22 protein-coding genes are annotated in these 19,872 nt (G+C 71.6%); 18 read left to right on the top strand and 4 right to left on the bottom strand.

All coding sequences use genetic code 11. From position 1 onward, the window contains the following. Positions 1–45 precede the first annotated feature (45 nt). The 3 genes from coaBC (at position 46) to ACFWFZ_RS15615 (ending at position 4,854) form a co-directional block, all read left to right on the top strand. The gene (coaBC, locus tag ACFWFZ_RS15625; RefSeq protein ID WP_387122358.1) at positions 46–1,260 is read left to right on the top strand and encodes a bifunctional phosphopantothenoylcysteine decarboxylase/phosphopantothenate--cysteine ligase CoaBC; all 1,215 of its coding nucleotides are present in this window, start codon (positions 46–48) and stop codon (positions 1,258–1,260) included. Between the two features lie 197 nt (positions 1,261–1,457). Continuing rightward, a complete protein-coding gene (gene metK, locus ACFWFZ_RS15620; protein WP_387122355.1) occupies positions 1,458–2,666 on the top strand; it encodes a methionine adenosyltransferase in 1,209 nt (402 codons plus the stop codon). Positions 2,667–2,754: 88 nt separating this feature from the next. Next, entirely contained in the window at positions 2,755–4,854 is a 2,100-nt protein-coding gene (locus ACFWFZ_RS15615; protein ID WP_387122352.1) for a primosomal protein N', read from the top strand. Between the two features lie 188 nt (positions 4,855–5,042). Here ACFWFZ_RS15615 and ACFWFZ_RS15610 read toward each other — a convergent pair whose 3' ends face one another. Next, positions 5,043–5,597, bottom strand: a complete 555-nt coding sequence (locus ACFWFZ_RS15610) for a hypothetical protein (RefSeq protein WP_387122349.1) — start codon at positions 5,595–5,597, stop codon at positions 5,043–5,045. A gap of 261 nt (positions 5,598–5,858) precedes the next feature. Between ACFWFZ_RS15610 and fmt the strand changes: the two genes are divergently transcribed. The 15 genes from fmt to ACFWFZ_RS15535 all read left to right on the top strand — a co-directional run bounded on the left by fmt (position 5,859) and on the right by ACFWFZ_RS15535 (position 18,327). Further along, the gene (fmt, locus tag ACFWFZ_RS15605; RefSeq protein WP_387122346.1) at positions 5,859–6,803 is read left to right on the top strand and encodes a methionyl-tRNA formyltransferase; all 945 of its coding nucleotides are present in this window, start codon (positions 5,859–5,861) and stop codon (positions 6,801–6,803) included. A 140-nt stretch (positions 6,804–6,943) separates the two neighbouring features. Beyond that, positions 6,944–8,419 carry an RsmB/NOP family class I SAM-dependent RNA methyltransferase gene (locus ACFWFZ_RS15600; RefSeq protein WP_387122343.1) on the top strand — a complete coding sequence of 492 codons (1,476 nt, stop codon included), beginning with the start codon at positions 6,944–6,946 and terminating at the stop codon, positions 8,417–8,419. A 374-nt stretch (positions 8,420–8,793) separates the two neighbouring features. Continuing rightward, positions 8,794–9,177 carry a DUF6507 family protein gene (locus tag ACFWFZ_RS15595; protein ID WP_387122340.1) on the top strand — a complete coding sequence of 128 codons (384 nt, stop codon included), beginning with the start codon at positions 8,794–8,796 and terminating at the stop codon, positions 9,175–9,177. Next, positions 9,174–9,521, top strand: coding sequence for a hypothetical protein (locus ACFWFZ_RS15590; protein ID WP_387122336.1), 348 nt, complete (start codon positions 9,174–9,176; stop codon positions 9,519–9,521). The genes ACFWFZ_RS15595 and ACFWFZ_RS15590 overlap by 4 nt, the downstream gene beginning before the upstream one ends. Positions 9,522–9,575: 54 nt before the next feature. Then, positions 9,576–11,264, top strand: coding sequence for a hypothetical protein (locus tag ACFWFZ_RS15585; protein WP_387122333.1), 1,689 nt, complete (start codon positions 9,576–9,578; stop codon positions 11,262–11,264). Beyond that, a complete protein-coding gene (locus ACFWFZ_RS15580; RefSeq protein WP_387122330.1) occupies positions 11,264–11,470 on the top strand; it encodes an EndoU domain-containing protein in 207 nt (68 codons plus the stop codon). Before ACFWFZ_RS15585 ends, ACFWFZ_RS15580 begins: the two co-directional genes overlap by 1 nt. Before the next feature lie 20 nt (positions 11,471–11,490). Next, a complete protein-coding gene (locus ACFWFZ_RS15575) occupies positions 11,491–11,910 on the top strand; it encodes a hypothetical protein (RefSeq protein ID WP_387122327.1) in 420 nt (139 codons plus the stop codon). 158 nt (positions 11,911–12,068) lie between these two features. After that, complete coding sequence (locus ACFWFZ_RS15570; RefSeq protein ID WP_387122324.1) at positions 12,069–12,353, top strand: hypothetical protein; 285 nt, start codon at positions 12,069–12,071, stop codon at positions 12,351–12,353. 157 nt (positions 12,354–12,510) lie between these two features. Continuing rightward, positions 12,511–13,341 (top strand): hypothetical protein, encoded by an 831-nt coding sequence (locus tag ACFWFZ_RS15565; protein ID WP_387122321.1) that lies wholly within the window; start codon positions 12,511–12,513, stop codon positions 13,339–13,341. After that, positions 13,338–14,765, top strand: a complete 1,428-nt coding sequence (locus ACFWFZ_RS15560; RefSeq protein WP_387122318.1) for a DUF6177 family protein — start codon at positions 13,338–13,340, stop codon at positions 14,763–14,765. The genes ACFWFZ_RS15565 and ACFWFZ_RS15560 overlap by 4 nt, the downstream gene beginning before the upstream one ends. Positions 14,766–15,105: 340 nt before the next feature. Then, a complete protein-coding gene (gene rpe, locus ACFWFZ_RS15555) occupies positions 15,106–15,792 on the top strand; it encodes a ribulose-phosphate 3-epimerase (protein ID WP_387122315.1) in 687 nt (228 codons plus the stop codon). Positions 15,793–15,930: 138 nt separating this feature from the next. Beyond that, positions 15,931–16,947 (top strand): sugar-binding transcriptional regulator, encoded by a 1,017-nt coding sequence (locus ACFWFZ_RS15550; RefSeq protein ID WP_387122677.1) that lies wholly within the window; start codon positions 15,931–15,933, stop codon positions 16,945–16,947. Positions 16,948–17,136: 189 nt separating this feature from the next. Further along, positions 17,137–17,358 (top strand): CarD family transcriptional regulator, encoded by a 222-nt coding sequence (locus tag ACFWFZ_RS15545; protein ID WP_030036649.1) that lies wholly within the window; start codon positions 17,137–17,139, stop codon positions 17,356–17,358. Positions 17,359–17,407: 49 nt separating this feature from the next. Further along, the gene (locus ACFWFZ_RS15540; RefSeq protein ID WP_387122311.1) at positions 17,408–17,890 is read left to right on the top strand and encodes a ribonuclease domain-containing protein; all 483 of its coding nucleotides are present in this window, start codon (positions 17,408–17,410) and stop codon (positions 17,888–17,890) included. Continuing rightward, a complete protein-coding gene (locus ACFWFZ_RS15535; protein ID WP_387122308.1) occupies positions 17,887–18,327 on the top strand; it encodes a barstar family protein in 441 nt (146 codons plus the stop codon). The genes ACFWFZ_RS15540 and ACFWFZ_RS15535 overlap by 4 nt, the downstream gene beginning before the upstream one ends. A gap of 116 nt (positions 18,328–18,443) precedes the next feature. Here the strand turns inward: ACFWFZ_RS15535 and ACFWFZ_RS15530 are convergent, their stop codons facing one another. The 3 genes from ACFWFZ_RS15530 to ACFWFZ_RS15520 all read right to left on the bottom strand — a co-directional run bounded on the left by ACFWFZ_RS15530 (position 18,444) and on the right by ACFWFZ_RS15520 (position 19,822). Further along, a complete protein-coding gene (locus tag ACFWFZ_RS15530) occupies positions 18,444–18,914 on the bottom strand; it encodes a group II truncated hemoglobin (protein ID WP_387122304.1) in 471 nt (156 codons plus the stop codon). Continuing rightward, on the bottom strand, positions 18,911–19,240 hold the full coding sequence (locus ACFWFZ_RS15525) for a putative quinol monooxygenase (RefSeq protein WP_387122301.1): 330 nt from the start codon (positions 19,238–19,240) through the stop codon (positions 18,911–18,913). The genes ACFWFZ_RS15530 and ACFWFZ_RS15525 overlap by 4 nt, the downstream gene beginning before the upstream one ends. Before the next feature lie 72 nt (positions 19,241–19,312). Then, the gene (locus ACFWFZ_RS15520; RefSeq protein WP_387122298.1) at positions 19,313–19,822 is read right to left on the bottom strand and encodes a hypothetical protein; all 510 of its coding nucleotides are present in this window, start codon (positions 19,820–19,822) and stop codon (positions 19,313–19,315) included. Between the last annotated feature and the right edge of the window lie 50 nt (positions 19,823–19,872).

The following is a 19,872-nucleotide window of genomic DNA, read 5'->3' as shown; positions in this document are numbered from 1 at the left end:
CGAACGTGTCGGACGAGTCGAGAGTGTCAAAAGGGGTGTGCTCGGATGGGTAAGCCGAAGGTCGTGCTGGGCGTCAGCGGCGGCATCGCCGCCTACAAGGCGTGCGAACTGCTCCGCCGGCTGACCGAGTCCGGGCACGACGTACGGGTGGTACCCACGGCCGCCTCCCTGAACTTCGTCGGCGAGGCCACCTGGGCCGCCCTGTCCGGGAACCCCGCCTCCACCGAGGTGTGGGAGACCGTCCACGAGGTCCCGCACGTCCGCATCGGCCAGGCCGCGGACCTCGTCGTCGTCGCCCCGGCCACCGCCGACATGCTGGCCAAGGCCGCCCACGGCCTCGCCGACGACCTGCTCACGAACACCCTGCTCACCGCACGCTGCCCCGTGGTCTTCGCCCCGGCCATGCACACCGAGATGTGGGAGCACCCCGCCACCCAGGAGAACGTCGCCACGCTGCGCCGCCGCGGCGCCGTCGTCATCGAGCCCGCCGTGGGCCGGCTCACCGGCAAGGACACCGGCAAGGGGCGGCTGCCCGACCCCGAGGAGATCTTCGAGGTGTGCCGGCAGGTCCTGCGCCGCGGCGTCGCCGAGGCGGACCTCGCCGGCCGCCACGTCGTGATCAGCGCGGGCGGCACCCGCGAACCGCTGGACCCGGTGCGCTTCCTCGGCAACCGCTCCTCCGGCAAGCAGGGCTACGCGCTCGCCCGTACGGCCGTCGCCCGCGGGGCGCGGGTCACCCTGGTCTCGGCCAACGCCGCGCTGGCCGACCCCGCCGGGGTGGACGTCGTACGCGTGGGAACGGCCGTGCAGCTGCGCGAAGCGGTCCTCAAGGCAGCGGCGGACGCCGACGCCGTGGTCATGGCCGCGGCCGTGGCCGACTTCCGGCCCGCCGAGTACGCCGGCGGCAAGATCAAGAAGAAGGACGGGGAGGACCCCGCTCCGGTCGCGCTCGTGCGCAACCCCGACGTCCTCGCCGAGATCTCGGCCGACCGGGCCCGCGAGGGCCAGGTGGTCGTGGGCTTCGCCGCGGAGACCGACCACGTCCTCGACAACGGCCGCGCCAAGCTCCGCCGCAAGGGGTGTGATCTTCTCGTCGTGAACGAGGTCGGGGAGAGCCGCACCTTCGGATCCGAGGAGAACGAAGCGGTCATCCTGGCCTCCGACGGGTCTGAAATTCCGGTGCCCTACGGACCGAAGGAAGCCCTTGCCGAAGTGATTTGGGACCAGGTTACGCAGCGGTTCACATCCCGACGCGCCTGAGCCGATTCCCCTTCACTCGGTCACCTCCGTACGTAAGAATGTCAGTGCCGCAGGTCACACGGCTCCCACAAGGCGAGACGGATGGTCCGGGCAACGGTCGCGACCGATAAACTGCATCCGGAACGTGATCGGGCGCAGCCCCCGATGTGGTTCCGCCAAATGATCAGCCAGCAGCCGCTGCAACCCCAGGGAGCGTTGTGTCCCGTCGTCTGTTCACCTCGGAGTCCGTCACCGAGGGCCACCCCGACAAGATCGCTGACCAGATCAGCGACACGATCCTCGATGCACTCCTCACCGAGGACCCGACCTCGCGCGTCGCCGTCGAGACCCTCATCACCACGGGTCTCGTGCACATCGCGGGTGAGGTGACGACGAAGGCCTACGCGCCGATCGCGCAGCTCGTCCGGGACAAGATCCTCGAAATCGGCTACGACTCCTCGAAGAAGGGCTTCGACGGCGCCTCCTGCGGCGTTTCGGTGTCCATCGGCGCCCAGTCCCCGGACATCGCGCAGGGCGTCGACACCGCCTACGAGAAGCGCGTCGAGGGCGACGAGGACGAGCTGGACAAGCAGGGCGCCGGCGACCAGGGCCTGATGTTCGGCTACGCCTGCGACGAGACCCCCGAGCTCATGCCGCTGCCGATCCACATCGCGCACCGGCTGTCCAAGCGCCTGTCCGAGGTCCGCAAGAACGGGACCATCCCGTACCTGCGCCCCGACGGCAAGACCCAGGTCACCATCGAGTACGACGGCGACAAGGCCGTCCGCCTCGACACCGTCGTGGTCTCCTCGCAGCACGCCTCCGACATCGACCTCGACTCGCTGCTCGCGCCCGACATCCGCGAGTTCGTCGTCGAGCACGTCCTGGCCCAGCTCGTCGAGGACGGCATCAAGCTCGACACCGAGGGCTACCGCCTGCTGGTGAACCCGACCGGCCGCTTCGAGATCGGCGGCCCGATGGGCGACGCCGGCCTGACCGGCCGCAAGATCATCATCGACACCTACGGCGGCATGGCCCGCCACGGTGGCGGCGCCTTCTCCGGCAAGGACCCGTCCAAGGTCGACCGCTCCGCCGCCTACGCCATGCGCTGGGTCGCCAAGAACGTGGTCGCCGCCGGCCTCGCCTCGCGCTGCGAGGTCCAGGTCGCGTACGCCATCGGCAAGGCCGAGCCCGTCGGCCTCTTCGTCGAGACCTTCGGCACCGCCAAGGTCGAGACGCAGAAGATCGAGGACGCGATCGGCGAGGTCTTCGACCTGCGCCCGGCCGCGATCATCCGCGACCTCGACCTGCTGCGCCCGATCTACGCCCAGACCGCCGCCTACGGCCACTTCGGCCGCGACCTGCCGGACTTCACCTGGGAGCGCACCGACCGCGTGGACGCCCTGCGCGCCGCCGCCGGTCTGTAAGGACCACCCGACGTATGGCCCCGGACCCCGTGGTCCGGGGCCATACGCGTACGCCCGCCTGTCAGAGCGGTTTGGTAAGAATGCTGATGTGAGCAGCGCGAATGATTCCCCGCCGGAGCAGCTCGCACTGATCCGGGAGATGGTCGCCGAGGCGAAGGCCAAGGCGCCCAAGGCGAAGCCGCGTACCTGGCGGGGGGCCGCCCTGGCCGAAGAGCTGCCCGTCGCCCGGGTCCTCGTCAACAAGGGCGTGCTCCACCTCGACCGGACCTTCGACTACGCCGTGCCCGCCGAGCTGTCCGAGGCCGCCCAGCCCGGCGTCCGCGTCCGCGTCCGCTTCGGCGCCGGCTCCCACCAGGTGCACGGAGGCCGCCGCGAGGGCGGCGGCCTCATCGACGGCTTCATCGTGGAGCGCCGCGCCGAGTCCGACTACAACGGAGCCCTCGCCGCCCTCGCCCAGGTCGTCTCTCCCGAGGTCGTCCTCAGCCCGCACATGCTCTCGCTCGCCCGCGCCGTCGCCGACCGGTACGCCGGCAGCCTCGCCGACGTACTCCAGCTCGCCCTGCCCCCGCGCAACGCCCGCGCCGAGGCCAAGCCCTCCCCGGAGCCGCTGCCCCCGCCCCCCGCGCCCGAGCCCGCCGGCTGGGAGCGGTACGAAGCGGGCCCCGGCTTCCTGCGCGCCCTCGCCGCCGGCGCCACCCCCCGCGCGGTGTGGACCGCGCTGCCCGGCCCTGGCTGGGCCGACGAACTCGCCCGGGCCATGGCCGCCACCCTGGCCTCCGGCCGCGGCGCCCTCGCCGTCCTCCCCGACGGCCGGACCGCCGCACGGGTGGACGCCGCCCTGACCGCCCTCCTCGGCGAAGGACGGCACGCCCTGCTGACCGCGGAGTCCGGACCCGAGAAGCGCTACCGCCAGTGGCTCGCGGTCCACCGCGGCTCCGTCCGCGCCGTCATCGGCACCCGGGCCGCGATGTTTGCCCCCGTACGCGACCTCGGACTGGTCGCGATCTGGGACGACGGCGACTCCAGCCACAGCGAGGACCGCGCCCCTTTCCCGCACGTCCGCGAGGTGCTGGAACTGCGCGCCGTCAGTGACGGCTGCGGCTTCCTCGCCGGCAGCACCAGCTGCACCGTAGAGGCCGCCCAGCTCGTCGAGACCGGCTGGGCCCGCCCGCTGGTGGCGGCCCGCGAGACGGTACGGGCCCACGCGCCCCGGATCCGCACCGTCGGCGACGAACTCCTCGCCCGCGACGAGGCGGCCCGCGCCGCCCGACTGCCCAGCCTCGCGTGGGAGACCGTACGGGAAGGACTCAAGACCGGGCCCGTCCTCGTACAGGTGCCCCGCCGGGGCTACGTACCGCGGCTGGCGTGCGAGCGGTGCCGGACACCCGCCCGCTGCACCGTCTGCGCCGGACCCCTGGAAGCCCCCGACGAGCGGGACCTCACGTGCGGCTGGTGCGGCCGCGGCGAGACGTCCTGGCACTGCGGGGAATGCGGCTCCTTCCGGCTGCGCGCCCAGGTCGTGGGCGCCCGGCGCACCGCCGAGGAACTGGGGCGGGCCTTCCCGGCCGTGCCCGTACGGACCTCCGGCCGCGACCACGTCCTGGACGAGGTACCCGACCGCCCGGCCCTCGTCGTGAGCACCCCCGGCGCCGAACCGGTGGCCGCGGGCACCGGGTACGCCGCCGCGCTGCTCCTCGACGGCTGGGCCATGCTGACCCGCCCCGACCTGCGCGCCGGGGAGGACGCACTGCGCCGCTGGATCGCCGCCGCCTCCCTCGTACGGGCCGACGGCCAGGTCGTGGTGGTCGCCGAGCCCACGCTCCGCCCCGTCCAGGCGCTCGTCCGCTGGGACCCGGTGGGCCACGCCGTACGCGAACTCGCGGAGCGGGCCCAGCTCGGCTTCCCGCCCGTCTCGCGGATGGCCGCGGTCGCCGGGCGGGGCGAGGCCGTGGAGACCTTCCTGGCCGGGGCCGGGCTGCCGCCCGACGCCGAGATCCTCGGCCCCGTGCCGCTGCCCGGACGGCGCGGGGAGGCGTCCCCCGGGGAGCGCGCCCTGGTCCGGGTCCCGCCGGGCAGCGGGGCCGCCCTGGCGGCCGCGCTGAAGTCCGCGCAGGCCGCGCGCCTGGCCCGCGGTGTCCCGGCGGCGGAGGCGGTGCGGGTCCGGATCGACCCGTCGGACATCGGCTGACACCGACGCGGGGAGCTGTCGGGTCGGGCATCGGCTGACACCTACGCGGCCGACCCGTCGGGCATCCGGCGACGCGGAACGCCGAAGCCCCGGTGGGGGACCGTACGGTCCTCCCCACCGGGGCGGTGTCCTGCGCGGCGGCCCTGGGCCGGCCGTCGGGGGTCGGCGTCCCGGCGGCGGGGAGGGGGTCAGCCGTTGCGCGGACCGGGGAAGGCGGGGGAGCGGGGAGCCTCCCCGAGGCTGCGCGCGGCGGCACCGCCCGCAGCGGCCGCGGCCTGGGCCTCCTCGCGTACCGGCTGCGGTGGCACCGAGCGGGCGGCCGGGACGGTGGGCAGCGGCCCCATGGTCCGGCTGGTCGTCCCCTCGGCCAGCGGCTCCGAGGCCTCCGCGGACTGCGCCCGCCGGGCACCGTAACGGCGGTGCACCGCCTGCTTGGTGACACCGAGCGCCGAGCCGACCGCGTCCCACGAGAAGCCGAGCGAGCGGTCGAAGTCCACAGCGGCGGTGACCAGCGTCTCCACGCTGTCCCGCAGCTCCTGGGCGAGGCGGACGGTGGGCGCGGGCGCCCGGCCGTAGACGACGAAGCCAGTGGACGGGCCCGAACGACGCGGGCGGTACACGTTGCCGAGCTGGGCGGTGAGCGTACGCAAGGCATCCACCTGGCGGCGAACCCGCTCGATGTCCCGTACCAGGAGGTGCAGGCTGGCCCGGGCTTGGGCGTCGTGGGTGGCGTGGTCGGCCATGAAGAAGCCTCTCGAACCGGTGCTGAAGGGCGGATCGGGCCGCAGACATCGTTCACACGCGGCCCGTTTCGGTCAATCTCTCTTGACCAACGCGCCACCCGTCGCCCAGGTCACGCTGTGGGGGCGTGTCGGCATATGCGAGTGGCGCGCGCGTATACGCGCGCCCCCTCGCCATCCCGTGGCACCACAGGTGGGCCGCTCGGCGGACGCCCCATAGACTGGTGCGCTGCTGACAGCCGACATAGCGAGGTAGGACCCCCAGTGAAGCTCGTCTTCGCAGGCACCCCCGAGGTCGCCGTACCCGCCCTGGACGCCCTGATCGCCTCCGGGCGGCACGAGGTCGCGGCCGTCGTCACCCGGCCCGACGCACCGGCCGGCCGCGGCCGGCGGCTCGTCGCCAGCCCGGTCGCCGAACGCGCCGAAGAGGCCGGCATCGAGGTCCTCAAGCCCACCCGGCCGCGCGATCCCGACTTCCAGGCCCGGCTGCGCGAGATCGACCCCGACTGCTGCCCGGTCGTCGCCTACGGGGCCATCCTCCCCAAGAGCGCCCTCGACATCCCCCGCCACGGCTGGGTCAACCTGCACTTCTCGCTCCTGCCCTCCTGGCGCGGAGCCGCACCCGTCCAGCACTCGATCATGGCCGGGGACCAGCTCACCGGCGCCTCCACCTTCCAGATCGAGGAAGGCCTGGACTCGGGCCCGGTCTACGGCGTCCTCACCGAGGAGATCCGTCCGACCGACAACAGCGGCGACCTGCTGACGCGCCTCGCCTTCGCCGGCGCCGGACTGCTCTCCGCCACCATGGACGGCATCGAGGACGGCACCCTGCGCGCCGTCGCCCAGCCCCTGGACGGGATCTCCCTCGCACCCAAGATCACGGTGGAGGACGCCCGGATCGACTGGACGGCGCCCGCGATGCGCGCCGACCGCGTCGTGCGCGGCTGCACGCCGGCGCCGGGCGCGTGGACCGTCTTCCGGGGAGAGCGGCTCAAGCTGATCTCGCTCGGCATGGTCACCGACCGTACGGACCTGGCGCCGGGCGCGCTGTCCGCGGCCAAGAACAACGTCTACGTCGGCACCGGCTCGCACGCCGTCGAGCTGCTCTGGGTCCAGCCGCAGGGCAAGAAGCCGATGCGCGCCGCCGACTGGGCGCGCGGGGTGCGGATCGCCCCCGGCGAGCGGCTCGGCGGAGCCGACGTAGGCTGATCAGTGCGGACGTTCCCGTAGTCACCCGTAGTCCCGGCGTCCCGGCAGCACCACCCAGCGGTTCTCAGCACCCGCAAGACCCGCAACTCTTGTAGCACTCGTAGCACTCGTAGCACTCGTACATCCGGAGCACCTTTCACGTGAGCGAACAGCCCCGTCAGCCCCGTCGCAAGCCCGCCCCCGCGGGAGCGGGCGGCAAGCAGGCCAAGCCCTACCGCCGGCCCCAGAAGGACCCCGTCCGGATGCTGGCCTTCGAGGTGCTGCGGGCGGTGGACGAACGCGACGCCTACGCCAACCTCGTCCTGCCGCCGCTGCTCAAGAAGGCCCGCCAGGACGAGAAGTTCGAGGCGCGCGACGCGGCGCTGGCCACCGAACTGGTCTACGGGACGCTGCGCCGCCAGGGCACCTACGACGCGGTCATCAAGGCCTGCATCGACCGCCCGCTGCGCGAGGTCGACCCGCCGGTCCTGGACGTGCTCTCCCTCGGCGCGCACCAGCTGCTGGGCACCCGGATCCCCACCCACGCCGCCGTCTCGGCGAGCGTGGAGCTGGCCCGGGTGGTGCTCGGGGACGGACGCGCCAAGTTCGTCAACGCCGTGCTGCGCAAGATCGCGGCGCACGACCTGGAGGGCTGGTTGGAGCGGGTCGCGCCGCCCTACGAGGAGGACGCCGAGGAGCACCTCGCCGTCTACCACTCGCACCCCAGGTGGGTCGTCAGCGCCCTGTGGGATGCTCTGGGCGGCGGGCGCGCCGGGATCGAGGACCTGCTGGAGGCCGACAACGAACGGCCCGAGGTGACCCTGGTCGCGCGGCCCGGCCGGTCCACGCCCCAGGAACTGCTGGAGGCGGTCGGCGAGGAGTCTGCGCTCCCGGGGCGCTGGTCGCCGTACGCCGTCCGGATGGCCGAGGGCGGCGAGCCGGGGGCGCTGGAGGCGGTGCGCGAGGGCCGCGCCGGCGTACAGGACGAGGGCAGCCAGCTGGTGGCGATGGCCCTGGCGGCCGTGCCGGTCGAGGGCCGCGACGAGCGCTGGCTCGACGGCTGCGCCGGCCCGGGCGGCAAGGCGGCGCTGCTCGCCGCACTCGCGGCCGAGCGCGGGGCGTTCCTGCTGGCCTCGGAGAAGCAGCCCCACCGTGCGCGACTGGTGGAGCGGGCGCTCGCGGGCAACCCGGGCCCGTACCAGGTCATCGCAGCGGACGGCACCCGCCCGGCGTGGCTGCCGGGCTCCTTCGACCGCGTCCTGATGGACGTGCCGTGCTCCGGCCTGGGCGCGCTGCGCCGCCGCCCGGAGGCCCGCTGGCGCCGACGCCCGGAGGACCTGGAGGGCTTCGCGCCGCTCCAGCGCGGGCTGCTGCGCCAGGCGCTGTCGGCGGTGCGGGTCGGCGGGGTCGTCGGCTACGCGACGTGCTCGCCGCACCTGGCGGAGACCCGGGTCGTGGTGGACGACGTCCTCAAGGGCCGCGGCGCCGGCAACGCGCCGGTGTCCGCCGAACTCATCGACGCCAGGCCCTTCATGGAGGGCGTCCCCGGGCTGGGCGACGGCCCGGACGTCCAGCTGTGGCCGCACCTGCACGGCACGGACGCGATGTACCTGGCCCTGCTGCGCCGCACGGCGTAGCGAACGACCTGGCCCACGACCTGGCACACGGCCCGACACCCCCCCGCGACGACGTCTGTCGCGGGGGGTGTGCCGTATCCGCGGGCTGTCGTGCCCCTGCCCGTGGGCGGCGGCAGACGCCACCACGGCCGACGACTACGACCGGGCCTGCGCAGTGGTCGGCCAGGCCGGCGTGGTCGTGAAACGGCGAGGGGCCGTTGCGCGCTGTGTCACAACTCCGCGACGAGGGTGGTCGACGGGCCGGAATGCCCCTCATTCACTTTGCAGACGGCAATGCCAGGTTGATAGAAATGGATCACCTGTGCGGGTGGGCGGCGGCGCCGTCGGCCGGCGTCGGGCACTGGAGAGAAGCGTTGTGAGGAGCGGGGGACAACGTGTCTACGTGGGACATCAAGCCGGCCGGCGTCCAAGGCGTCCTGAACAAGACCGCCGAAGCGGGCAGCAAGTTCGAGGAAGAGTTCACGTTGTACAGCGACGGCGTGGTCGGCGCAGCGACGTGGGCGGGCACGATGGTGCTGGGCGGGACCGAGCTGCCCAAGGAGGGCGCGTTCGGCCCTGTGGCCCAGGCCTTGCTTGAGTTTCAGCAGCGAACGGAAAACGACCTGAAGTTCCTTCCCGTTCGGACGGGAAAGTCCATCACCGGGGCGCGCCTTGCCACTGAGGAGTACGTCAAGGGCGACCTGCAGATGGCGAAGAACAAGCAGGAGGAGTACTCCAAGGCTCCGACCGCGGAAGAGCTGAAGGGTCCCAAGAAGTGATCGAGGTCGGGAAGATACCGACCTTCACCGGCAACCTGGAGACCTTGGAGACGCACGCGGCCCCGCTCAAGACGACCGCGTCCAGCATCCGCGGCACCGGCAGGGACGTGCACAACGCCTTCCAGGCACTGGACCCGGTCTACGACGCTCCCGAACAGGAGGAGTTGCTCAACTCGACGATTCCCGTCCGGGACAAGGCGGACGCCTTCGCGACGAAGCTGGAGTCCGTCAGCGGGGCGCTGACGACTTTCGCGTCGACCGCCCGTCCACTGGTGGCGAAGATGAAGCAACTCCGCCTCGATGCGGAGAAGTTCGTCGCGGACAACAAGGACGACGAGGACTGACAGCAGGACCAGGGCAAGATCGACGAGAACGCGCGCCTCGTCCGCGAGGTCGGCGTGACGTGGGTGGCGTTCCAGGGCGTCGAGCGCGACGCGGCCAACAAGATCACCACGCTGGTGGGCGGCACGCACTTCGTCGTCGACGACGGTTCACACAAGGCCGGCATGTACGGCTTCAAGGAGAGCGACGTCAAGGACGCCAAGGAGACGCCTTGGGGGAAGGCCGACGAGCGCGAGTACACGGGCCTGCGGGCCGCGTGGGAGTGGACGAAGGACAACGTCGGCAGCGGCCTGAAGGGCTTCTTCGTCGACGGCGTCTGGGGCACCCTCAAGGGCCTCGGCAACATGGTCAACGTGTTCGACATGGACACCCTCAAGGAGACCTGGTCGGGCATCGGCGACGTCTTCGAGGGTGTCAGCGGCTACCTCCTCACGCCGTGGGACTGGGCGATGGACAGGATGCTCGGCCCGGCCGACCACAGCGACCGGGAGAAGAACAAGGCCGCCCTGCGCAACTTCGGCAAGTCGCTGGTCGCGTGGGACGAGTGGGGCAAGGATCCCGCGCGGGCCGGCGGGACGGTCATGTTCAACGTCCTGACCATCGGCTCCGGCTCGCTGCTCAAGCTCGGCAGGGCCGGAAAGCTGGGCGTCGGCGCGGAGGTCGCGACGGCGATGGGCAAGGCGGGCGTGCTCGTCGACCCGATGAGCTACCTCGGCAAGGCCGCCAACGTCACCAAGATCAAGGTCGGCGACTTCATGGAGGGCCTGAAGACGAGCAGGGCGGGCGTGGACGACATGGCCCACACCATGCCCGGCGGGACCTCGCCGCACCCGGCGGAAACGACCCCGCCCCCGGCCGGCCACGAGTACACCGACCCGAACGGCAACAAGCGCGTCATCGGCCACGACGGCACCATCCGTGACGAGCACGGCAACGTCGTCCCCGACACCGAGCCGGTCCGGGAGCCGCACAAGGACGACCTGCCCAACACCCACGAGCCGGCACCGGTCAGGGAACGCGTCCTGGAAGGCGCGGGCGGCCCCAGCGACGCAGAGAACTCAACGGGCCACCCGTCGGGCCCGGCGCACCCGACCGGCGGATCCCACGCCCCGGGCGGGCATGCCGGGGAATCCCCGACCGCTCATGTGCCGACCCACGGCAGCGGGCGCGGTTCCTCCTCCGGCGCCGGGCCGGGCACACCGCACACGGGTGCTGAGGGCGGCCGTGGCACCACCGGCGGCGGGAGCCACCAGCACGGCGGTTCCGGGGCGGGGCACTGGGGCAACGGCTCGTCCGGCGGCAGCGGCCACGGCACCGGTCAGCATGACCCTGCGGGTCAGGGCTCCGGTTCCGGTCACGCCGGCGATCCCCATGACCCCGCGGGCCTTGGCGACTCGGCCCACGACCCCGCCGACCCCGGCACGGGCCAGCCGGGCGCGGACTCGGGGACGGGCCACAGCGGAGACAGCACCACTCCTCAACAGGATCCGCCGACGGTGGAGGAGCTTCCTCCGCTGCCGAAGGGCGGTCGTATCCCTGAGCACACCTTCGAGCACGTGCTCCAGGGAGAGCTCAAGTACGATCGCAATGGCAACCCCAAGGTGTCCGGTTACCATTTCCGACCCGGTGGCCGAGATCTCAACCCCTACATGGTGAAGGTCCCGAGGATCATTGAGATCGATCACAAGACGGGATTGACCACCGGCAATGTGTGGTGCGTGATCCGCGCACCGGGGAGATGGTGATGAAGCGCGCTAAGACGAACTTCTTTCCGCCGGGTTGGACGGAAAAGCAGGTCAGGCGCGCCATGGAGAAGTCCTTCGAGAACGGCCGGGTGGTCGACGCCGCTACGAACAAGTGGCGTGGAGACTGGAAGGGCATCACCTTCGAAGGATATTTCGACCCGATCACCGGCGACGCGAAGACTATTTACCCGCTCATGTCGAAGTAGGCAAGAAGGAGAACAGAGCAGTGATCCGCACCAAGTACTACGTCGAGGACGCCTTCGGGGTGCCGTCCTTCTCGGGCCCTGCCGAGCTGAACATCCTGGGGCAGTGGATCACGGCCGACATCCAGCTCTCGCCGCTGTCCGTGCTGGAGGCGATCGACCTGGTCGCCGAGGCCAAGGCCAATCCGGGATTCACGCCGGAGGACCTGGACGGCAACGCGCACACCGTCACCATCAGCCCGCAGGGCGTGAGGGTGGAGAACTATTTCGTCGAGCACGTTCAGGGCGAATACGCGCTCGACGACGCGTTCCGCGTACTGGTCGACTTCTGGGACTACTGCTGCGTGGCGAATCCGCAGAAGGCCGACTCGCGTCGCCGCGAGTACGCCGAGGAGCACGGTCGCGATCCGCTGGCCGGAATTCGCGACTACCTCGGGGCGTGACGGTCCTGCCCCGACGCCCGCTCTGATCGCGACCGGGGCGGGCAGCCGGGCGGCGGATGCATCGACGTCCCTGGTGAGGACCGGTGTCGCCCCCGGGTGTCGGGTGTAGGGGCTGCGCGACGCCGTCAGGCCGCGGGACGATGGACGGGAAAGGGTGAATGGACGAGCGATTCGAGCGCTTCGTCGGGAGGTATCTCCACCTCGTGGAAGGGTATGACGCGAGCGGCTACCTCAGACCCACGCTGCTCGGATTCAACGAACCGTTCGTCGAGGCGGTTCGTTCGGGTTTCGCTCGGGCTTTGGCGGACGATTCCTTCGGGCCGGCCGAATATGAGCTGACCGATATTGAGTTCCCCCACCAGGAGACTCTGGATGCCTACCTCCGGGCGATGTACGACTACCTGTTCCATGGTGGGTCGGAGCAGCCGATGCCGCCGGGGTGACCGTGCGGTGGTACGACGGTGAGCTTTTCGATGCAGGCGGGCTGCCCGGCCGGCCGGAGGTGCGGCTCGGCCACCGACATGGCCGACGTGGTCGGCGAGATGTACGCCTTCATCTTTCCACAGCAACGCTGCCCCGAAATAGGAGAGTTTGCCGACCATGTTGATGCGCGCGCCCAAGGAAAGCGGCTCGTGGACCTGGGTCCTGGACGACATGCCGGGTCCCGGTCTGGAGTTCGCGCTCGCCACCGCGGCGCGTATGAGCGCGGTGCTCGCGAAGCACGACCTGATGGAGCTGCATGCACTTGAGTGGCCATGGTTCCAGACCGGCAGTTGCGGCCTCGGTGTGCACAGCAGGCTGAGGGCCGACACATGTTCGCTCGACGATCCGGCGTTGCCCGACCTGCTCGGCGCCTGTCGGCCGATCGGTCATCCGCAGGCTGAGATCGGCGGAATCACGTTGTTGGGAACGGGTGCCTGGTTCGACGCAGCGGGTGAACGGCACATGCAGTACCGGCTGGTGGAACTCCTTCTGGTGCCTGACGAGATGGACGTCTGGGTCGAGCTCTCCGTGCACCACGGCGTCTGGGGGCATTGCGATTTCCGTGGCCGACCGCAGCCACTCACCCACGCCAACAACGCACCCAGGCTCGCGGCCGCCCTTCAGGAGCTTGAGCAGGTGCTCGGCGTCGCCGCGGAGCCCGGCGAACCGACGTACTACGGAGGGTCGAGGGCTAAGGACTCGGGGCTCCCGACATCATCGACGGGCTCGGGCCGGACGTCACCGATGCGGCGCTCGGCAGTGGGCGACCAGTTCAGCGAGATCAGGTGCCGGTCCATGCGGGGCCGTCGTCTCCCCAGCGCGGGGCCCGGAGGGTCGACGGTTCGGCGAGTACCTGCCGGCCTTCGGAAACGAACGCGTGCGTGCGGAGGTCCGCGAAGCACTGACAGAAACGCACTGAGAGACATGGCGACAAGGAACACGGCATGACCAAGGACGTGATCGCGCTCACCGAGCGCATGCCGGACGCGCTCAGCGTCCTGGCGGGCCGGCTCGCGGGCGGCCCGGACCTGTTGGTCGAGACCGCCGGCGAGGGGGCCGTCGTCCAGCTGTGCGACGCCGACGGCCGGCCGCTCGTCTCGATCGAGGTCCCGCTCATGCTTCAGGTGCCGGGCGAGGCGGCCCGGCTGCTCGGGCCGGGCGCTGCCCTGTCGGGCGACGGCCCGGCGTGGTGGGTCGAGGCGCGCGCCGCCGCGGGAGTTCCGCAGGCGGAGGAGCTCGCGGGTGCGTTCGCCGCCCGCCTGACCATGCTGCTGGGCGGCAAGGTCTGGCCGCCGGACGCCCCGGGCACCGTCGGCGCGGCCCGCCCGGTCGACGTCTCGGGCATCACCGCCGTACCGGCCCCCGCCGCCGCCCAGCCGGCCGTGGACATGCTCACCGACAAGGCCGCCGTCGTCCTCCAGGACCGCCCCGTCGTCCCTATGACGAGCTGGCTCTCCGAGGTGTTGCGGGCCACCGTGGAGAGCGACCGGTCCCTGCAGATCGTCACCCCGCCGCACTGCCGCCTCTCCACGCCCACCCGCCTGCTGCTGCAGTCCATGCCCTCGCGCTGGGTGGTGCAGGACGAGCGGTGCGGCTACTACGACGGCCTCACGGGCGCCGTACTCACATGGCAGGACGACGCGTTCGCCCCGGCCCGGGACGAGAACGGCGAGACCCCGGTGGCGGACGCCTTCACCGAGGCCGGACCCACCGGTGAGCGCCAGCTCAGCGTCTCCTTCCGCACCCTGCACCGCCCCACGGCGGACCTCGTCCTCGGCGGCGCGCTCGAAGCCGCCTGGCAGGCGCTGACGGGCGGCCTGCCGGCCGGCTGGGGGACCTCGGAACCCGCAGGTCTGAAGTGGTCGCGGCGCCAGCTGACCGAGCTGGCCTACGAGCGGGCCCCTCGGCCCACCTGGACCGTTGTCGTCGGCACGTCGGAACGGCCCGCCGTCGCCACATTGCGCGTGATCCGCACCCCGGAGGCGGTGGAGGAGGACGTCACCCTCACCGTGGGCTACGGCCCGGGCGAGGAGATACCGTTTGAGGCCCTTCCGGGGCTGGCAGAGGAGCTGGTGACCCGGTACGGGCTCAAGACCATGCTGTGCCAGCTGCGCGAAGCCCGCCGGGACCTGAGCGCCCCGCCACGCTACGAGAACCCGCCACTGCCGTACGCCTTCGTACTCGGCCCGGCGGAGGTGCACGAGGCGGGGCGCGATACCGCGAGCAGGACGCCGCTCAAGGAACGCCCGGTGCAACTGGGCCCGAGCGCCAGGCCGGGCTTCTACTACGCACTCGGCGACGCCGAGAGCGCCGAGAGCTGGGCAGCCCTGGAGGGGCTGCTGCGCCACCTGCGCGGCGCGCCGCCCGCCTGACCGACGACGGCGGCGGCCGGCGTAGGTACACACCCCGGCCCCCGGCCGCCCCCGAGCAGATGGTCACCGACGATTCCTTCGGGCAGGCCGAATATGAGCGACGGACTGATATCGAATTTCCTGATGGTGAAAGCACTCCGCAGCAGCCGATGTCGCCGGGGGGAGGCGCGGGGCCGGCGCTCGGGGCGCCGGCGCGGCGACGGCGTCATGGACAGAATCGTGCCCGGCTGATTTGTAAGGGATGGTTCAATGTTCCGTGTGATTACTTAAGCATCGCTACGCAGTTTCCGACTTGCGGGGTCGTGGCCGGAACCGGCCGCAGGCATGGCAGGCTTGGGGCATGGCCGCTCAGATTTATCCCAGCATCCTGTCCGCCGACTTCGCCCGTCTCGCCGAGGAGGCGAAGGCCGTCGAGGGGGCCGATTGGCTGCATGTCGACGTCATGGACAACCACTTCGTCCCGAACCTCACCCTCGGCGTGCCGATCGTGGAGTCCTTGAGCCGCGCCACGGACATCCCGCTGGACCTGCACCTGATGATCGAGAACCCGGACCGCTGGGCCCCGCAGTACGTGGAGGCCGGAGCGGGCTCGGTCACCTTCCACGCCGAGGCCGCGGCGGCGCCCGTACGCCTCGCGCGGGAGATCCGGGCCAAGGGGGCGAGGGCCTCCATGGCGCTCAAGCCCGCGACGCCGATCGAGCAGTACGAGGACATCCTTCCCGAGCTCGACATGCTGCTGATCATGACGGTCGAGCCGGGCTTCGGCGGCCAGCCCTTTCTCGACATCATGCTCCCCAAGATCCGCCGTACCCGGGAGCTGATCGCCAAGCACGGTCTGGAGCTGTGGCTCCAGGTCGACGGCGGGGTGTCGGCCTCGACCATCGAGCGCTGCGCCGAGGCCGGCGCGGACGTCTTCGTGGCGGGCAGCGCGGTCTACGGGGCGGTCGACCCGGCGGCCGCCGTCCGTACGCTGCGTGAGCAGGCGGGTGCGGCGGTCGCGGCGGCGCCGTGGGCTTGCGACCACTGAGCCAAGGGTTGGTGAACAGCTTGGTGAACGGGAGCTGTCCAGGCTGATCAACGGCCGTCGGATCTGACAGGATGAACGGCGAGTCGAGAGTGTGAACACGAGAGTGTGAACAGCAGTGAGGAGAACGCGGTGTCTGCAATGTCGGCGGGACGGTCAGCCCTGCGGATGGGACCCGCGGAGCTGGTGCAGGCGGCGGCCATGGCCCGCCGCTTCTACCTGGAGGGCAAGTCCAAGATCCAGATCGCCGAGGAGTTCGGCGTGAGCCGCTTCAAGGTGGCCAGGGTCCTGGAGACCGCCCTCGAACGCGACCTCGTGCGCATCGAGATCCGGGTCCCGGCCGAGCTCGACGCGGAGCGGTCGGACGCGCTCCGGGCCCGGTACGGGCTCCGGCACGCCGTCGTGGTGGAGTCGCCGGCCGACGCCACCGAGGATGCCCCGGACCCGGAGAACCTGGGCGCGGTCGCCGCCGACCTGCTCGGCGAACTGGTCAACGAGGGCGATGTACTGGGTCTCGCGTGGGGCCGGTCGACCATCCACATGGCCGCCTCCCTGCACCGCCTGCCGCAGTGCACCGTGGTCCAGCTGACCGGGGTGTACGACGCGGGGACCGCGGAGCGCGGCTCGGTCGAGGCCGTACGCAGGGCCGCGCAGGTATCGGGCGGCGACGCGCACCCCATCTACGCGCCCATGCTGCTGCCCGACCCGGCGACCGCGGCCGCGCTGCGCAGCCAGACCGGGATCGCGCGCGCCTTCGACTACTTCGACAAGGTGACGGTCGCGGCCGTCTCCATCGGTTCGTGGGAGCCGGGCATCTCGACCGTCCACGACATGCTGACGGACGAGGAGCGGGCCCACTACGCCTCGCTGGGCGTCGCGGCCGAGATGTCCGCCCACCTCTTCGACGCCGAGGGCCGACGCGTCGGCCGGGACCTCGGTGAGCGGTGCATCACGGTCGAGGCGGACCGGCTGCGCCGGATCCCCGAGGTCGTGGCCATCGCAGGCGGGCTGCGCAAGGCCTCCGCGATCGGCGCGGTGCTGCGGTCGGGGCTGGTCACCAGCCTGGTCACGGACACGGCGGTCGCCGACTACCTGCTGACGGAGTCGGCCCCGGGGCTGCGGCCGGCGCTGGAGCGGGCCGACCCCGACGACCTGTAGGGGGCTGACGCCCACCCCCGGCCCCCCTCCCCACCCCGTCTCCACTCCGGCCTGCGCCGCCGCTGCGTGCCCCTGTGTGCCTCTGCGGGTGCCCGTGCGGGCCTTCCGGGGCCCTGGTGGTGCGGATGGTGCCCGGATCGAGATGCGAAGGGCACCGCGCGGCGGCTCGCGGGGCGCATACTGGTTCCGATGACAAAATCAGCAGTGCCTCGCCGCCATTTGCCGTCCAGCCCGTTCAAAGCCCCCGTGGAACAGCCCATCCGGCAGTTCAACGTCGGCGACCGGGTCACTCACGACGAGCACGGCCTCGGCCGTGTCGTCGGAATTGAGGAGGGGATCGCCGTTCTCGTCGACTTCGGTTCGGTCCAGAAGCGCATCCTGAGTCCGTACAGCAAGATGGCCGCGCTCTGACGCGACCGAGCGATTCGCGGGCGAATCGGATATTTGGCACGATCGGCGCATGATCTTCCGGAACGTGCCCCGATGCCTGTTGCGTGCGCTGGGGGCCGTGTTCCTCTGTGTCGCGCTCGTCGCGACGGCGGGCTGTGGTGCGCAGAAACCCGGCCCCGCCGTGGGCGGCAGTGCCGAGCCGAGTGCGGCTCCCAGTACGCCTTCCCGTGCGCCCTCCGATGCCGTGCCCGAGGGTGCTCCGGACTGGGCGCGGGGGATGGCCGTCGTACGGGCCGACGCCCTGCCGCGGCAGGCGCGGGACGTCCTCGCGCTCATCGACAAGGGCGGCCCGTACCCGTACCGGCAGGACGGCACCGTCTTCGGGAACTTCGAGAAGGTCCTGCCGCGCCAGAAGCGCGGCTACTACCACGAGTTCACGGTGCGTACGCCGGGGGAGCGGGACCGTGGGGCCCGGCGGATCGTGACGGGTGAGGGTGGGGAGTTCTACTACACGGACGACCACTACGAGACCTTCAAGGCGGTTCTCCGATGACCCTGGACCCGCAGCCGCTCGCCCCGGCCCTCGCGGCCGCCGAGGCCGCGGGCTGGACGACCGTACGCCTGGACCTGGACGGCGTACGGGACAAGGCCGGGCTGATGGGGCGGTGCGGGGACGCCTTGCGGCTGCCGGAGTGGGTCGGCGGGAACTGGGACGCGCTCGCGGATGCGCTGCGGGATCTGTCGTGGTTGCCGCTCGCTGCCCCGGCCGCGGGGCGGCTGGTGGCGGTGACGTCGTGGCGTGCGTACGCGGAGGCGCGGCCCGGGGAGTGGGAGACGTTCGTGGAGGTGCTGGAGGAGGCGGTGGACTTCTGGCGGGGGAGTGGGGGCGAGCCCGGGTTCGCAGTGGTGCTGGCCGAGCCGGAAGCCGGGCGCGGGTCGGATGCCGGGGCTCCGCCCCGGACCCCGCGCCTCAGGCGCCGGCGGGGCTGAAAGGTCGGGGCTCCGCCCCCGGATCCCGCGGCTCAAGCGCCGGCGGGCTGGATGGTGCGGCGGGGTGAAGGATCGGGGCACCGCCCTGGGGAGGGCGGAGCCCCGGGGGTGGAGGGTCAGTCCGTCTTCGGGATCCACGGCGGGGTCTGGCCCCAGGACCAGACCGGGATCTCTGCCGCGTCCACCGGCGGGGGGTTGGGGCCCGAGTAGATGAGGGCCATGCGGGTGCCCCACTCGATGTAGTAGGCGAACACCCCGCGGAACTCCGGATCCGTCGGGAGGCCGACCTCGTCGGCCGTGTCCATGAGCAGGTCCACCCAGCGGCGGCGCTGCTTCTCGGTGATCGCACGGCCCAGGTGCTTGGTGGCCATGTGCTGGTGGCCGCCGTGGTGGGCGGTGTACCCGGCCGGGCCGCCGAAGACCTCCGACAGCCAGACCGCGACGTGCTGCGGGTGCTCCGCATCCATGCCCGCGAAGACCGGGGCCAGGATCTCGTCCTGCAGGGCATGGGCGTAGAAGGCGTCGGTGAGGCGGTTCATCGCCTCCGCCCCGCCCATCCACTCGTAGATGGTGGGTGTGGTGCTCATCGCTGTCCGGCGCCCTTTCCCGTGCCCACGACGCCCGTGACGAGGTAGTGCTGCATCTCCTCGATGGCCGTCACGTACGGGCGGATCGCGCTGAAGAAGGCCGGGAAGTGCTCCCCCTTGCGGAACCCGCCCAGGTGGGCCTCGATCGAGGTCCAGCGGATCCGGAGGATGTAGCGCTCCTTCTCCTCCTCGCACCGGGCCAGTTCGTAGTCGATGCACTCGGGTGAGGCGGCCAGGGAATCGGCCGCCCGGGCGTACGCGTCCTCGAAGGCCTGCTGGTCGTCCAATGCGATCCGGTAGCGGATGTATTCGACGGTGGTCGTCATGGTGCGTACCTCTCCCTGGGTATAGGTCCCGGCCAGCCTTACGCGATCACACGGCTCCGTGGGGCGGATTCGTCATTCGGACCCGGACTTCATGGAGTCCGTCGTGCCGGCGACGTCGGGACCCTGCGCGCGGACCCGCCCGACCTGGTCCAGGGAGTCGCGCAGGTCCGTCAGCCAGCTGTCCGTGTTGCGCCCGACGAGACGGACGCACCAGGCCAGGGCGTCGGCCCGGCTGCGGGCCACGCCGCCGGCGACCAGGGTGTCGAGGACCTGGCGCTCGGACTGGCGCAGGCGGGTCATGACCGGGACGGCGAGGTGGGTGAAAAGGGTCGTCTCGTCACCCACCCGTACGCCCCAGGCGACCTTGCGGCGGTAGAGCTCCTCGGCCTCGCGGGCCACTTCGATGCGCTGTTCGCGGGTGCGTATCCGGAACTCCCGTACGGACTCGGTCGCCGGGATGGTGCCGACGACCGTGATCTCCTCGCGGTCGGCGGTGACCGAGCCGAGGGACTCGTAGACGTCCACCGGCAGGCGCTCGGCGAACCACGCGCGGAGCTGTTCGCTCTGTTCGGCTGTAATCATGTAATCAACGTTGCATCCGCTGTGCCCTTGATCACAAGGGCACAGCGTTC

It is taken from the genome of Streptomyces sp. NPDC060232 (assembly GCF_042726555.1).
In the GTDB taxonomy this organism is placed as follows: Bacteria; Actinomycetota; Actinomycetes; order Streptomycetales; family Streptomycetaceae; genus Streptomyces.
The sequence above is the reverse complement of the archived record's forward strand: the minus strand, read 5'-3'. Positions and strand labels throughout refer to the sequence as shown.